This window comes from Anaerobutyricum hallii DSM 3353 (assembly GCF_000173975.1).
Lineage (GTDB): Bacteria > Bacillota > Clostridia > Lachnospirales > Lachnospiraceae > Anaerobutyricum > Anaerobutyricum hallii.
The window spans coordinates 42,045-56,038 of the sequence record NZ_ACEP01000011.1 but is presented as its reverse complement, the minus strand read 5'-3'; the positions used below and the strand labels follow the sequence as shown (position 1 = coordinate 56,038).

The window sequence follows — 13,994 nt, the reverse complement described above, 5'->3', positions numbered from 1 at the left end:
TATATGGTCGAAGTTCATAAAGAAGAAAGAGTAAAAGAAGAGAAAATATCAGACTGAGAAATACTACGGCCATAAACATCGTCTGTAGTAGCTTATATGACAGATAGAATGTCTGCATTACGCTTCACCTGCTTTCTTCACAGTAAATGTAAATCTCCATACTCCGTCCTCGTAACTGCTCGTATCGGTGATTTCAAAAAATGAGGTTAAGTTTGCGTTGCTTTCTACTTCCATACAAAAAATCAGACTTTCTTTATGTACACGAAACTTTACCCATACAGATAAAAGGGAATCAAGACAAGCTTCGATTACGGTTTCAAAAAAGTTATAAATACGGACGGCATCCCGCACATAGATAAATGCTCCTGACGGAGCGGCAAATGCACACATAACTCCCATTAGCCTAAGGCTGCTAAAAGACTCCTCCAGACAGGCTTCCAGTTCTGCGATATCAGACACCTCAGCTCTTTCTTCGATAAAAATTAAGTTACCACATCGCTTTATGTAAGTTCCAATTACACTGATTTTAGCAAGCAGCCTGCGTTTCGCTGTCAAATTTGTTTCCGCCTCATATTGATATAACAAGTTATTTAATAGTTCAATCTGCCCGGCAGTTTGCATCTGAAGCTTATCGTATAAGCGGTTCTTTTCCCGGAGCATATTAATCTTTGCTTTTGTCTGATAATTCTCCTGCTCAATGCAGTTACTCTCTTCTATCGTTTTCCGGTTTTCTTCCATCTTTTCCAACAGCATCAGGATGTCTTTAATGTCCTCCTGCCATAAAACATATCCTCCCTGAATCGGCCTGCTTTTAATTACGGTCTTTTTATCAACAACGACTTCTTTCTTTGCAGACTCTTTCATTATAGTCTTAGATAGTTCCATTGCATTAGAAGAAGCATAGCATACATGATACTTTAAATCTGTGATCTGCGCTCCCATCGTACATACTTCAAACAATTGTTCATATCCTGTATTTGTCTGAATCAGGCCACAGTAAATACAGCTTTCAAATATACATACAAACATCAGACATAAAACAGCGGTAATATCTCCGCCGATGACCTGCATCCACTGTACGCCACTTGCATAAATAATGGCATAGATGATAGTAATACAAATTCCTATAACGGGAAGATACTTCTTTCTCTGAGATAGTCGGCATTTATAAACCATCAAAATAAAAGCAGATACCCCACATAGGATTTCCCAGAGGAGTACGATGTAATAGCCGCTTTCATAACAATAAGTTTTATCTGTCCATATTTCTCCTAAAGGAAAGGAAAATACCCGTTGATGAAAATCATTGGATATTACAAGTAAAAAACAGAAAATGGCAGGAAGATATATTAATTTTGACCATTTGGGTAAAGTATACTCTTCCGGCTGTCCAAGAAGAATCGCTGCCTGTAGTGCCGCCTGTGGAATAAAGAGCATAGGCAGATAGTAGCTGTACCACAAATAGCGTTCTATGTTGGCATCTATTGTAAAAAAGTACTTTATAGTGCGGATAATAAACCAGAAAATCATTAACCCGGATATAAGGAGAATGGTATTTTTCACTGATTTTTGAACGACTCGTTTATGGATGCTTATCGCCCATCCGATATATAATCCAATGTATATTATACTTCGTACGATTCCATTTAAAACATACTGGAAACTTATTTTCCCTAAAATACGGCACAGTAGTGCAATGAGAACCATGCATATAAAAATAATGATATTTCTGTTTGCCTTTTTTTGTAATATTTTCTGCATCACAGCGAAAGTGCTCCACATTCATTTTCACGATTCGTCAAAATCCCAAGCCCGTGTTCTAAATTCGGAAGAAGAAACTCTAAAGACTCCTTTACTGCCTTTGGACTGCCCGGAAGATTGATAATGACAGTGTTGTTACGGATTCCGGAAACAGCACGGCTGAACATGGCACGAGGGGTAATCGCCATGGAATAATTACGAATGGCTTCAGCAATTCCGTTTGCCATGCGGTCACAGACGGCGATAGTTGCTTCCGGTGTCCGGTCACGTTTGGAAAATCCAGTTCCGCCAGTCGTAAAAATAAGATTAATCTGGCGCTGATCGCTTAAACGGATCATTTCTTTTTCAAGAAGCTTTTGTTCATCCGCAAGTAAAAGAGTTTCTTTTACATCGTATCCTGCAGATTTTAACATTTCTACGATTGCAGGACCACTTTTATCCTCTCTTAATCCGGCAGCTCCCTTATCGCTTAAAGTGATTACTGCTGCTGTATAAGGTCTGTCTGCTTTTGGAGGGATGCAGGTAACTTCCTGACCGATTTTAATATGCCCACCTGTAATCACTTCTGCAAATACGCCTTCTCTTGGCATGATGCAGTCCCCCATTGTCTTATAAATCAAACAATGATTATGACATTCCTTTCCAATCTGGGTCATTTCAAGAACGACATCTCCGATAACAAAACGGGTACCGACAGGCATAGAACTAAAATCAATCCCCTCAACAATTAAGTTTTCACCAAAAGAACCGGGATGGATATCTGCACCTTTGGCTTTAAAGGCATCCACTTTTTCTTTGGAAAGAAGACTGATCTGACGATGCCATTTGCCACCGTGAGCGTCGCCCTCGATTCCCCAGTCGCAAACAATATTAGCTTCTGTTATGAGATGCTTTTGCACCCCTCTTTTTTCACTGATACAAATTCCGGTAATTTTCCCCATATTAACTTCTCCTCTCATCCGCCAATCTAGAGCGTGTTTGAAAAATCATTCCTGCAATCTGCACGTCCCAATTTGGGGGAGATTTTGCCTTCATTCAGTTGCCGTAGCCCGCTACGTCGCCCTCATTCAGGCGAAATCTCCCCCAAATTGTAACGAACATCTTACAGAAAGCATTTTTCAAACACGCTCTAGCCCAATAATTTTAATAATCGTTCTCAAAATTATATCATATACTTTTACAAAAAGAAAGATATGCAGGAGAAAAACACACTATGCCCTCATATTCATCATAGATTGACATATCATCGGTACTTAGATATAATCACTTAAAAAGTGAATATTTATCGTAAATCACATATAAATGAAGTATACATTTATAGCAAAGAATGAATCAATTATATATTTTAAAGAAAAGAGAGAATATTATGCCAAAAGGTTCCGAACAATTAACTAACGCAAGAAAAGAAGAAATTATTAACGCCTGTGCAAAATTATATACGACGATGAACTTTAAAGATATCACTTTAAAACAGATTAGTCTTGAAACAACCTTTACCCGCACTTCTATCTATAATTACTTTCAGACAAAAGAAGAGATTTTTCTGGCACTATTTCAGAGGGAGTATGACTTATGGACAGCCGATATCCGACAGATTTTCGAAAAATATGAAGTGATGACTGTTGATGAATTTGCCAGTGCCTTAGCTCATACTTTAGAAAAAAGAGAATGTCTCCTAAAATTACTATCTATGAATCATTATGATATGGAAAGCCGCAGCCGTTTAGACAATCTTGTAGAATTTAAAAAATCTTATGGAAACTCTATGGCAGCCGTAACACACTGTCTTGAAAAATTCTTCCCTAAAATGACGATACACGATATTCAAGACTTTTTATATGCTTTCTTTCCATTTTTATTTGGTATTTATCCATATACTTATGTGACAGAAAAACAGACAGAGGCGATGGAAGAAGCACATACAGAATATGTTCTGTTATCCTTATATGAAATTACTTATTCGTGTATTAAGAAACTATTGGCAGATGCAGAATAGGGAGTTCTGACGCAACAGATACCCATAAAAAGCATATATACCAACTGACCCTTATTAGATACAATTCAACCCCCGATCTGCCCCATCGGATGGCTTTCTGTCACTTGCCTCGTATCTTCAAAACAATGCATTTGCGGCTTATTTTCAATACTTTTTCTTAATATATTTTGAATTTCTTCCTGTCGTTTTTCTGGATTTTCCATTCGCAAAGCAGGTTTTAAAGCCCAACGCTGTTCGTAGCACAGGCAGGGTTTTAAATCTCCAGTTGAAGTCATTCGAATACGATTACAGAGATTACAGAACTTTCCATGCATTGCACTGATAAATCCGACATTTCCCTGAAATCCTTCTATAGAGTAATATACTGCCGGACCATTCCCATATACTCGGAAATCCTCTGTTAAATTTCCATAGTGTTTTCGTATCGTTTCTTTTAACTCCTCATTAGAAATGCTTTCCGACATATTTCCATAACCAATCGGCATCATTTCAATAAAACGAACGCTTAACGGTAATTTTCTTGCAAGTTCCGTAAGAGGAAGCCATTCTTCCTCATTCATTCCTTTTTGTAAAACTGCATTAATCTTTACTGGAATACCAGAAGCTACTGCCTTTTCTATAGAAGAAAGGACAACAGCAAGTTTATCAAAACCAGTAATCCATTCATATTTTTTGATATCCAATGTATCAAGACTGATATTAACGGCATCAAGTCCTGCCGATAATAAAGCTTCTAATTGCTCTCCTAATAATAATCCGTTTGTTGTCAATGTGACAAGTTCTGTTCCCGGAATATTTTTTATCATGCGAATAACCTCCGGGCAGCCTCTTCGCACAAGTGGTTCCCCTCCCGTAATTTTAAAACGGGTGATGCCAAGCTTTACTGCTTCCTGACAGACCTCTGTAATCTCCTCATAAGTAAGAATCTCTTTCATCGGAATCCATTCAGCTCCGTCTGGCATACAGTAACGACAGCGAAGATTACAGCGGTCTGTAATGGAAATACGCATATAATTTATCTCTCTGCCATAGCTGTCTTTTATCCCTGTTTTTATCATTATAAAAATTTCCTTTTACTCTCCATTTGTTTTTGGCATATTTTTAAATTCAAGAAATGCCATGATAATTGTAACAACTGCTGCTAAAAAGTCTGCAATCGGTCCACAGTAAATACATCCTTCTATTCCCATAAAATGCGGCAGAATTAAAAGCAGCGGAATAAAGAAAATGATTTGTCTCGTAAGAGATAAAAAGATTCCCTTTGCCGGCTTTCCAATTGATGTAAAAAATGTGGATGTAATTGGCTGTAAGGCATCTAACCAGATAAAGAATAAGAAGATTCGAAAGAAACGTACTCCAAATTCAAAATATTCTGGTTCTCCCGTTCCAAATAGTCCGAGAATCTGTCTTGGGAAAATCTGAAACAGTACAAAAGAAACAATAGAAATGATAACTCCTGATGTTGCTGCAAGACCAAATGCCTTACGCACACGGTCGTAATTCTTTGCTCCATAATTAAAACTTTCTACTGGCTGGCTTCCCTGAGAGAGACCGATAACAATGGAGAAAAAGATTTGGTTTACCTTAATGACGATTCCTGCACAGGCTAAAGGAATCGCTTCTCCATAAACAGAAGCCGCTCCGTAGTGAGTCAGAGAATTATTCATAATAATCTGCACAACCATCATGGCAACCTGATTAAAGAAAGAAGCCATACCAATCTGTGCCGTCTTGCTGATATATTCTATCTGCGGACGGAAATGTTCTTTTGTCAGAGAAACGGTCTTGAAATGAAGCAAATAACGAATAACAATAATCGCTGAAATAATCTGCCCGATAATTGTTGCTAAAGCAGCACCTGCCATTCCCCAGTGAAATACCATAACAAATATGGCATCTAATACTGTATTAATAACTGCACCAATTAAATTACAGAGCATCGCCATATTGGGACTACCGTCTGCACGAATCAGATGACATCCTCCCGTTGTCAAAATCAAAAATGGGAAACCTATCGCTGTAATCCGCACATAGGTCTGTGCGTAGGGAAGGACATTTTCCGGAGCACCAAATCCCGTTAAAAGCGGAGTTAAAAATAATTCTGCAATCAAAAATAAAATTACACCGCTGCCTATCAGACAAATGATGGCATTTCCTACAAAATAAACAGCCCGGTCTTTATGACCGCCTCCCATATTTAAATTAAAGCAGGAAGCACCGCCAATACCAAACATCAGTGCAAGTGCAATACAGGATGTGGTAAGCGGAAAGGCAACATTTGTTGCAGCATTGCCAAGTGTGCCAACAGCCTGTCCAATAAATAACTGGTCAACAATGTTATATAAGGCACTGACAAGCATTGCGATAATACTTGGAACAGCAAACTTCACCATTAAAGAAGCAACGGAAGCTTCTCCTAACGGATTGCCTGTCTGTATGTTTTCTTTACGTTCTTCACTCATATTTTCATCTCCTTGTCTTTGTATTTTATTATTTTTTATTGCATAAAAGGCGGCTGCCTTCTTTGATTCAGACAGCCACCTTTTATTATAGCATTAATTTTGTGAAATACACAAACAAATATTTAAATTTTCTATTATTTTTGTTTATTCGGTTGCCTGAATGGCATCATATCCCGTTTCTTTTGTACGAATCTTTTGTGCATGACGGATTTCATAAGTAAATATCTTACCATCTCCCGGCTCTCCTGTATAAGCAGCCTTTTCGATTGCCTCAATTGTTTTTACTTCCCATTCTTCGGAAGATACCACTATTTCAAACTTTATTTTTGGCTGCATCTGCATATCTACCTGCATACCACGAACAATTTCTTTATAACCTCTCTGGATACCGCAGCCCATGACCTGAGATACGGTAAGACCATTTACACCAATTGCATTTAAAGCGGCTTTGACATCTTCAAATTTATCTTCTCTGACGTAAGCCTCAACTTTTATCATCATGATTAAGTCCTCCTGTTTTCATAATTACCAAAATTACCAAATGAACGATTAAATAACTAAAATTACTGATCAAGACCATTGAAAGATGGATATGCGTTTTCACCATGTTCAGAAATATCAAGTCCGACCTGCTCTTCTCTAACGCTTACTCGTAATGGTGTAAATACTCTGACAATAGCAACACAGATAAGTGTTCCAACAACGGCCACAGCGATCGTGATTATAATACCAACAATCTGTGCTACAAATAAATGGTAATCACCAAAAATAAGTCCATCCCATCTGGCAACTGGATTAATTGATTTCTGTGTAAAAATACCTGTGGCAATACCACCCCAGATACCGCCGATACCATGACAGCCAAATGCATCCAACGCATCATCTATTTTTAACTTTTTCTTGATAAATCCAACACCAAAGTAACAAATCGGACTGACAAGTGCACCGATAATGAAAGAAGACCAGATTGGAACAAAACCTGCACCTGGAGTGATCGCAACAAGTCCAACAACAAGTCCGGTAGCTGCACCAACTAAAGTCGTTTTTCCGTTCTTTATTGTATCAATAAACATCCAGGATAACAATGCTGCTGCCGCAGAAATGGCTGAAGTCATAAATGCATGTGCAGCCAGGCCATCTGCTTTTAATGCACTACCGGCATTGAATCCAAACCATCCAAACCAAAGAAGAGAGGCTCCGAGAACAACAGATGGAATATTATGAATACGATAGGTTGTATGTTCATAACCACGTCTTCTTCCAAGAATAATAGCAAGCACTAATGCACTGATACCTGAACTGATATGTACAACATCACCACCAGCAAAGTCTACAGAACCGATTGCCGCAAGAAAGCCGCCATCTCCCCATACCATATGAGCCATTGGGTAGTAAACAATAACAGACCAGATTGCTACAAAAAGAAATAACGCTTTAAACTTCATACGCCCTACCAGGGAACCAGTAATAAGTGCTGGCGTAATCATTGCAAACATCATCTGAAAAGCACAAAATACCAAATGTGGAATACTATCTGCATAAGGTCCTGCTTCCATTCCAACACCATTTAATCCAAACCAGCGAAAATCTCCGATAATTCCTGCATGGTTTCCACCAAAAGATAAAGAGTATCCAAAAAGTGTCCACATAACAACGGAAAGACCCATAATTGCCACACATGCCATAATTGTGTTACAAACATTTTTTCTTCTAACTAAACCACCATAAAAAAATGCAAGCCCTGGTGTCATAAAAAAGACGAGAGCAGCACAGATCATCATAAAAGCTGTATCTCCTGTATTCATAATTTATATAAGTCCTTTCTTCTCTTTTTTTCTGATGATTCATCATTTTAATTTGCTAAATCTCTTCCGGAAAACAAAAAAGGCGCCTAAAGTATAATTGTTATACTTTAGACACCCTTGTCACGTTTCGAATAGTATCACATATTTAAGTGCTTTGCAAGAGAAAATTATAAAAAAGCTTATTTTTAGTTAATTTTATTAATAAAATATACTATTCGCCTAATTTTTCAGACAATATGTTGGCTGCATCTTCTATACAGCCAGGACAGGAACGAAGTACTTTACCGGTATCCATCCCTTTCAATTCCCGACAGATTGTCGATCCGTTTTTCTTACGGAATATCTCATTTAATTCTCGTACTTTCTGATAAGTAGCCGCTTTTGAAGTTGGTGCTTCAAGATTTCCACAACTATTAGCCATACCCATAACAAGTGCCATACCAGTAACTGCGCCGCAGGTACCATAAGTATCACTGACACCCAGCCCTAATCCTTCTGACACTTTAAATGCTGTTTTTTCATCAAGGCCTACCTTATCGCAAAATGCACAGACAATTGCTTGCGCACAGTTATAACCTTTCTGATGATACTCTGCCGCTTTTTGTGCTCGATTCATTTGTGTTCCTCCTTAGTAAATCATAGTTTTTTATAAATTATAACAGAAATTTAGATGTTCCGACAGATAATTTTTTCTTTGCGAACAGATTTTTTTCTTCCAGCACTTTTTTATTATTATACATTCTTCTCTTGATTTCCTACATTAATCGTCTATCGGTATGTTGACCATAAAACAACAAGGCGATATAATAAAATAAAAAGGGTGGAGGTATTTATGAATAAATATTTAAAACGTACTTTGGTTGTTGCCTCAGTCATGATTATTATATTTTCCATAATCATGCTCTGGCCGCTGCCTCTTCGCAAAGTACTTCGACAAGAAACAGATACGGCAATGACTGTCAGCCTGTCAGACAATGACACGAATATATCGTCCTTTTCTTTGTCTGCAAGTTCTGTAGAATACAGAAGAATTATGGAAATTCTCGAAGATTATTCCTACCATTGTACCTGGTACAGTTTCATCCCTCATGAATCTTTTACCGGTCATGGTGAAAATCTGATTATATACACTGGAAACAGCGGACTAGTCATTGATACAGCTAGCGGACGAGTTTTTGTCGATAGAGGAACTGCGGAACATACATACCGTATGAATTATTTAGGACAAAATGATTCGGCCAAACTGACAGCACAAATTAAGAAAGTACTAAAAATCTGAACAATCGGTATGCAAACAGATAAAATAGAAAGACAAGATTTATAGTAAATTTTGTGTTTCTATTTTTTTGTGTTTCGAATTACATTGCAAATTACATTGAATGAAATAAAATAAAGAAACGCTACACTCATTTTTCATGAAATACTTATAGAATAATTCTTATCTAATATTTTTAGTGTATCTCCATTAACAAAACAGAATATTTTCGCTCTTTCTATACATACTATGAGTACTAAATTTTAGATTTTTTAAAGGAGATTACTATGGAATCAGATACAAAAAAACTGACAGATACTACAAAACTTTTAAGAGAATGTGATGCAGGAACAAAGATGGCGATTTCTTCAATTAATGAAATTTTAGAAAAGGTTGAAGATACAAAATTAAATGAGATTCTAACTAAGAGCAGAAATGCACACGAAGAATTAGAATCAGAGATTCATTCCCTGCTTAATTATCACAAAGAAGAACAAAAAGAACCCGATCCGATTGCAAAAGGCATGTCTTTTATCAAAACAAATGTCAAAATGGGAATCGATGAAAGTGATAAAACAGTGGCTAACCTTATTACCGATGGATGTAATATGGGAATTAAATCTTTAAATAAATATCTAAATCAATATGCCATGGCCGATGTGATTTCTAAAAAAATAACAGAAAAACTGATTCGATTAGAGGAAAATCTACGAAAAGAACTTTCCACATATCTTTAATATGTGTTTGAAAAAATATTCTTGCAATCTATATGCCCAAATTTACGGTATATTTCATATCCACAACCTCATTTCTTACGATAATATGAAATCTCTATAGTATAAAATGATAAAGAAAAGCCCGTCGAAAGCGAAAAACCAAAGAACATACTCACTTTCGACGGGGTTATGCAAAATGCAAAGTACATTCTGTATTATATGTTTTTTCTCATATTTTTCAAGTACTATTGCACGAAATGTAAATTTTATGTCTTGAACAACCACATTTTTTATATTCCCTGCTTGTAAATAAGAAAAAGTATTATATAATATATACATCATTTAAAAACAATGATATATTTTTTAATAAAAAATGTATTTTACATGAAAGGACTATTTTATGATTTCAATTGCTGTCTGTGATGACAATGAGATTACCGCGCAGGAAATCTCAGAAAAAGTAAAACAATGCTGCCCTATTGAAGCAGAAGTTTCTGTATTTTATCACATAAAAGATATACTATTTTCTATTCATAATGAAAACAAGCTGTTTGATATTATCTTTATGGACATCGAATTTGATGTTTCCTCTGGAATTGAGGCATCAAAACAGATTAACGCCTGGCATCCAGACTGTCAGATTATATATATTACAAATTATACAAACTATTTTACCTCTGTTTATGAGACATCACATATTTACTATATTTTAAAGAAAGATATAGATACCTATCTTTCAACCGCATTAAAAAAGGCCATACAGCAGATAGCAAAGATAACCCAGTACTATTTGATTATCCAATCAAAACAGCAGCATATTCGTATTGCACAAAGTAAGATTTTATATTTAGAACGAATTATGCGTACTACAAATATTCATACCGCAGATACAATCTATCAGACACCAGAAAAGATGGATTCTCTTTTAGAACGTTTATGTCCCTGGTTTTGTCCATCTCACCGAAGCTATATCGTAAATGGACGGCACATCGTTAATTTAGACCGTCACCATGCTATCTTATCAAACGATACTTCTGTTCCAGTCAGCAGAACTTGTTACGAAAGTTTAAAAAAGACATTTGCCAGATGTATATGGGCAGATGGGATGTATTTTACAAATGAAGAAGCGAAAGGAGAGCTTTAATGATGCATAAAAAAGATATGATTTTTCTTTCAATTCTTATTGCCTGTTCAGAATCTGTGGTTCTATTTTATTTTTGTTCCGCTAAGTCACCTCGCTCATTCCTATGCATGATGATTTCTTATGCGATTCTTCTTATTTTCCCATTAAATATCTTTCTTGCATCTTTAAGAGAACACCGGACAGGAACTTCTCTTTCTACGTTAGAAACTACAGAAGAAAGTTCAAAGCAGCAACGCGAAATAGAACAGTTTACTCATAAGCAGCTCAAACTTCATAAAAATAATTTTACCCAAAAATTGAAAGAACTTTACATACTTTTAGAGCAAAATGATTTAACAACTGCACAAAAAATACTTGGTGAACAGATTCCTCTTAAAGATACCGATATCATTTGCTGTACCAACTCTATCGTTGATGGTATTTTACAAAGCAAAAAATCAGAATGTATCCAACATAATATTTCCTTTGAATATACGATTTTGTTTCCTGAAAAGAATGATTTTTCTTTTTCTGTTTTAATTAGTCTGTTTTCAAATTTACTTGATAATGCCATAGAAAGTTGCCAGATGGCTTCCTCGTTAAATCCTAAAATTGAATTATCAATTGATTATAAGGGGGATTTCTTAATTATCTTCATGCAAAATACAAAGGAAACAGCCTTGATTTTTAACTCATTAGCAAGAAAAACAACAAAATCAGATTCCCTTTCTCATGGATTTGGATTATCTATCATTGAAGAGATTGTAAAATCTTATGATGGATTTTGTGAGTGGGAAGATCGGGGAAATATTTTTGAATCTCGTATAATGCTTCGTTATCTTTTATAATACCACCGCAAACGAATATGTTTTATCTTGGAATATATTTGAAAAATGCTTTTTGCAGATTGAGGTATGCAGATTGCAGGAATGATTTTTCAAACACGCTCTAATTCTAACGATTAAAATGGTAAAGAAAGGATTTTTTATGACTTTAAACCAAATGTTTGATTTTACACCAGTTTATATTTATATTGTAGCAGCCGTTCAGCTTTTTATAGGATTCTCATTAAGTTTTGCCATTGGGCAGATTCTGCCCTTGCGTATTCGAGAATTTATGTATTACCTTTTTAGTTTTCTTTTTCTATTTATTCCTTTTCTATATGAAATTGCAACAGCCAATGTACAGTCTGGAATGAGAAGCTTTCTTTTTTACCTCGCTCTTCTCATCACAATTTTTTTATTTACCAAAGAATCTTTCTTAAAAAAATTATCGCTGTTTTTTATCCTGGTTTTCTTTGATGGTATCTTAGAGATTGTTATTTGTTCTCTTTACTGGAAAGGAATCTGCGAAAAATTATTCGGTCTTCACTATACCCCGTATATTAATGTTCCTAATCAAAAAGTATCTACTATACTTATTTTCTTTTTACCTGCTGCCCTTGCCGAAATAGCATTTAACTTTCTCTTTCCTCTATTATGGAAAAGATATATTCGGTTTATTCATCTCACAACGTTTGTGGAAATGATTCTGCTTCCTGTATTATGTACAAATGGATTTCTTATCTTTTTACCTGAATTATTCGGAATGACCGGCTGGATTCTCTTGTTTTTTATTCTATTTGTTTTAAGCCTTTTATTTTTGCATGCGGTGACTCAAATTCCAGTCATCTTAAAACAGATTCGGGTTAATAAAGAAAAAAAGAAGCGAATTGAAAAACAAATATTTATTTACAAACAATATCAGGAACAAAATATTCTTCTTCGCAGGCAAAATCATGATATGAATAATCATTTACAGGCACTCTCCTTTTTACTGTCCCAAAATCGGATAGATGATATGAAAAAATATATTAAGGAGCTTTTAAAGGAATAAACTGATAATACATGTAAAAGGCTTCTGTTGCAAACCTTCTGTCGATTTGGTATACTTAATGTAAGTGTAGAACACACCAGAATTGTCAGCACAGGAGGATAGAACAATGATTAAGGCGACAAGCTGCGGTGGTGTTGTAATATTTCGGGGAAAGATACTTCTGTTATATAAGAATTATAAAAACAGATATGACGGATGGGTTCTTCCAAAAGGAACAGTGGAGGCAGGGGAAGAATATAAAGAAACTGCCTTAAGAGAAGTTCACGAAGAGACAGGAGTAAAGGCTTCTGCAATAAAGTACGTAGGAAAGAGCCAGTATACATTTAATACCGCACACGATGTAGTTGTAAAGCAGGTACACTGGTATTTAATGATGGCGGACAGCTATTACTCCAAACCTCAGAAAGAAGAATATTTTGAAGATTCCGGCTACTATAAGTACCACGAAGCATATCATTTGCTTCGCTTCCCTAATGAGCGGCAAATATTAGAAGATGCCTACCAGCAGTATATTGAATTAAAGAAAGCGGGATTGTGGGGAACAAGAAAGTATTTTTAATTCTGATTTCGTTTGAATAAGAGACACCCTTTAAAGGCAAATAAATCCCTATCTGTGACTTTAATCGTGGCGAGGAAAATACCTCATTCGGTATTTTCTCTTGCTCCGAGATCACAGATAGGGATTTATTTGCCTTCAGAGGGCTATCTTTGGCTGGATTTAGTTTAATCAGAATATGATTGGGGGGATTTGGAAATGAGGCATATAATTTAAGAAGGTACAACGAATTTGTGATAAAAAGAATTTTTCAAACACGCTCTAGTATAGTAAAAATAGAGTAAAAAAATAAGCTGTCTACTTTTTAGTAAGACAACTTTCTTTTAAAAAATATATTAAATGCCGCTGATGGGACTCGAACCCATATGGTTTCCCGTACGATTTTGAGTCGTATGCGTCTGCCAATTCCGCCACAGCGGCATATAGAAATTAGTCACAGCTAATG

14 protein-coding genes, 1 tRNA gene and 2 pseudogenes are annotated in these 13,994 nt (G+C 35.9%); 8 read left to right on the top strand and 9 right to left on the bottom strand.

From position 1 onward, the window contains the following. Positions 1-117 precede the first annotated feature (117 nt). The 3 genes and pseudogenes from EUBHAL_RS00890 to EUBHAL_RS16610 form a co-directional block, all read right to left on the bottom strand. Complete coding sequence (locus EUBHAL_RS00890) at positions 118-1,761, bottom strand: hypothetical protein (RefSeq protein ID WP_005343636.1); 1,644 nt, start codon at positions 1,759-1,761, stop codon at positions 118-120. Next, positions 1,761-2,702 (bottom strand): MOSC domain-containing protein, encoded by a 942-nt coding sequence (locus EUBHAL_RS00885; RefSeq protein ID WP_044921251.1) that lies wholly within the window; start codon positions 2,700-2,702, stop codon positions 1,761-1,763. Before EUBHAL_RS00885 ends, EUBHAL_RS00890 begins: the two co-directional genes overlap by 1 nt. Before the next feature lies 1 nt (position 2,703). Further along, a pseudogene (locus EUBHAL_RS16610) lies at positions 2,704-2,862 on the bottom strand (DUF6783 domain-containing protein). On the opposite strand from EUBHAL_RS16610, the pseudogene EUBHAL_RS16605 reads away from it, so the two are divergent. Both EUBHAL_RS16605 and EUBHAL_RS00880 read left to right on the top strand, forming a co-directional pair. Next, positions 2,800-3,000, top strand: a pseudogene (locus tag EUBHAL_RS16605) (DUF6783 domain-containing protein); the annotation flags it as partial. The pseudogenes EUBHAL_RS16610 and EUBHAL_RS16605 sit on opposite strands and share 63 nt — an antisense overlap. An 88-nt stretch (positions 3,001-3,088) precedes the next feature. After that, on the top strand, positions 3,089-3,757 hold the full coding sequence (locus tag EUBHAL_RS00880) for a TetR/AcrR family transcriptional regulator (RefSeq protein WP_005343632.1): 669 nt from the start codon (positions 3,089-3,091) through the stop codon (positions 3,755-3,757). 65 nt (positions 3,758-3,822) lie between these two features. On the opposite strand, the gene moaA is transcribed toward EUBHAL_RS00880, so the two are convergent. The 5 genes from moaA to EUBHAL_RS00855 form a co-directional block, all read right to left on the bottom strand. After that, positions 3,823-4,815, bottom strand: a complete 993-nt coding sequence (moaA, locus tag EUBHAL_RS00875) for a GTP 3',8-cyclase MoaA (protein WP_245194197.1) — start codon at positions 4,813-4,815, stop codon at positions 3,823-3,825. Between the two features lie 15 nt (positions 4,816-4,830). Continuing rightward, positions 4,831-6,219, bottom strand: a complete 1,389-nt coding sequence (locus EUBHAL_RS00870; RefSeq protein WP_005343629.1) for an MATE family efflux transporter — start codon at positions 6,217-6,219, stop codon at positions 4,831-4,833. Positions 6,220-6,363: 144 nt separating this feature from the next. Continuing rightward, positions 6,364-6,720, bottom strand: coding sequence for a P-II family nitrogen regulator (locus EUBHAL_RS00865; RefSeq protein ID WP_005343627.1), 357 nt, complete (start codon positions 6,718-6,720; stop codon positions 6,364-6,366). A 62-nt stretch (positions 6,721-6,782) separates the two neighbouring features. Next, positions 6,783-8,024 (bottom strand): ammonium transporter, encoded by a 1,242-nt coding sequence (locus EUBHAL_RS00860; protein WP_005343625.1) that lies wholly within the window; start codon positions 8,022-8,024, stop codon positions 6,783-6,785. Between the two features lie 211 nt (positions 8,025-8,235). Further along, a complete protein-coding gene (locus EUBHAL_RS00855; protein ID WP_005343623.1) occupies positions 8,236-8,640 on the bottom strand; it encodes a C-GCAxxG-C-C family protein in 405 nt (134 codons plus the stop codon). A 216-nt stretch (positions 8,641-8,856) separates the two neighbouring features. Between EUBHAL_RS00855 and EUBHAL_RS00850 the strand changes: the two genes are divergently transcribed. The 6 genes from EUBHAL_RS00850 to EUBHAL_RS00825 all read left to right on the top strand — a co-directional run bounded on the left by EUBHAL_RS00850 (position 8,857) and on the right by EUBHAL_RS00825 (position 13,552). Next, positions 8,857-9,303 (top strand): hypothetical protein, encoded by a 447-nt coding sequence (locus EUBHAL_RS00850; protein WP_005343621.1) that lies wholly within the window; start codon positions 8,857-8,859, stop codon positions 9,301-9,303. Positions 9,304-9,566: 263 nt separating this feature from the next. Then, positions 9,567-10,016: a hypothetical protein gene (locus EUBHAL_RS00845; protein ID WP_005343619.1), complete on the top strand. Its 450-nt coding sequence runs from the start codon at positions 9,567-9,569 to the stop codon at positions 10,014-10,016. Positions 10,017-10,395: 379 nt separating this feature from the next. Further along, on the top strand, positions 10,396-11,139 hold the full coding sequence (locus EUBHAL_RS00840; RefSeq protein WP_005343616.1) for a LytR/AlgR family response regulator transcription factor: 744 nt from the start codon (positions 10,396-10,398) through the stop codon (positions 11,137-11,139). Next, entirely contained in the window at positions 11,139-11,966 is an 828-nt protein-coding gene (locus EUBHAL_RS14550; protein WP_005343615.1) for an ATP-binding protein, read from the top strand. The genes EUBHAL_RS00840 and EUBHAL_RS14550 overlap by 1 nt, the downstream gene beginning before the upstream one ends. Before the next feature lie 676 nt (positions 11,967-12,642). Next, positions 12,643-12,993, top strand: a complete 351-nt coding sequence (locus EUBHAL_RS15805; protein ID WP_242648716.1) for a Spo0B domain-containing protein — start codon at positions 12,643-12,645, stop codon at positions 12,991-12,993. Between the two features lie 106 nt (positions 12,994-13,099). Continuing rightward, a complete protein-coding gene (locus tag EUBHAL_RS00825) occupies positions 13,100-13,552 on the top strand; it encodes an NUDIX hydrolase (RefSeq protein WP_005343611.1) in 453 nt (150 codons plus the stop codon). A gap of 337 nt (positions 13,553-13,889) precedes the next feature. On the opposite strand, the gene EUBHAL_RS00820 is transcribed toward EUBHAL_RS00825, so the two are convergent. After that, positions 13,890-13,969: transfer RNA gene (locus EUBHAL_RS00820), tRNA-Leu, on the bottom strand. Between the last annotated feature and the right edge of the window lie 25 nt (positions 13,970-13,994).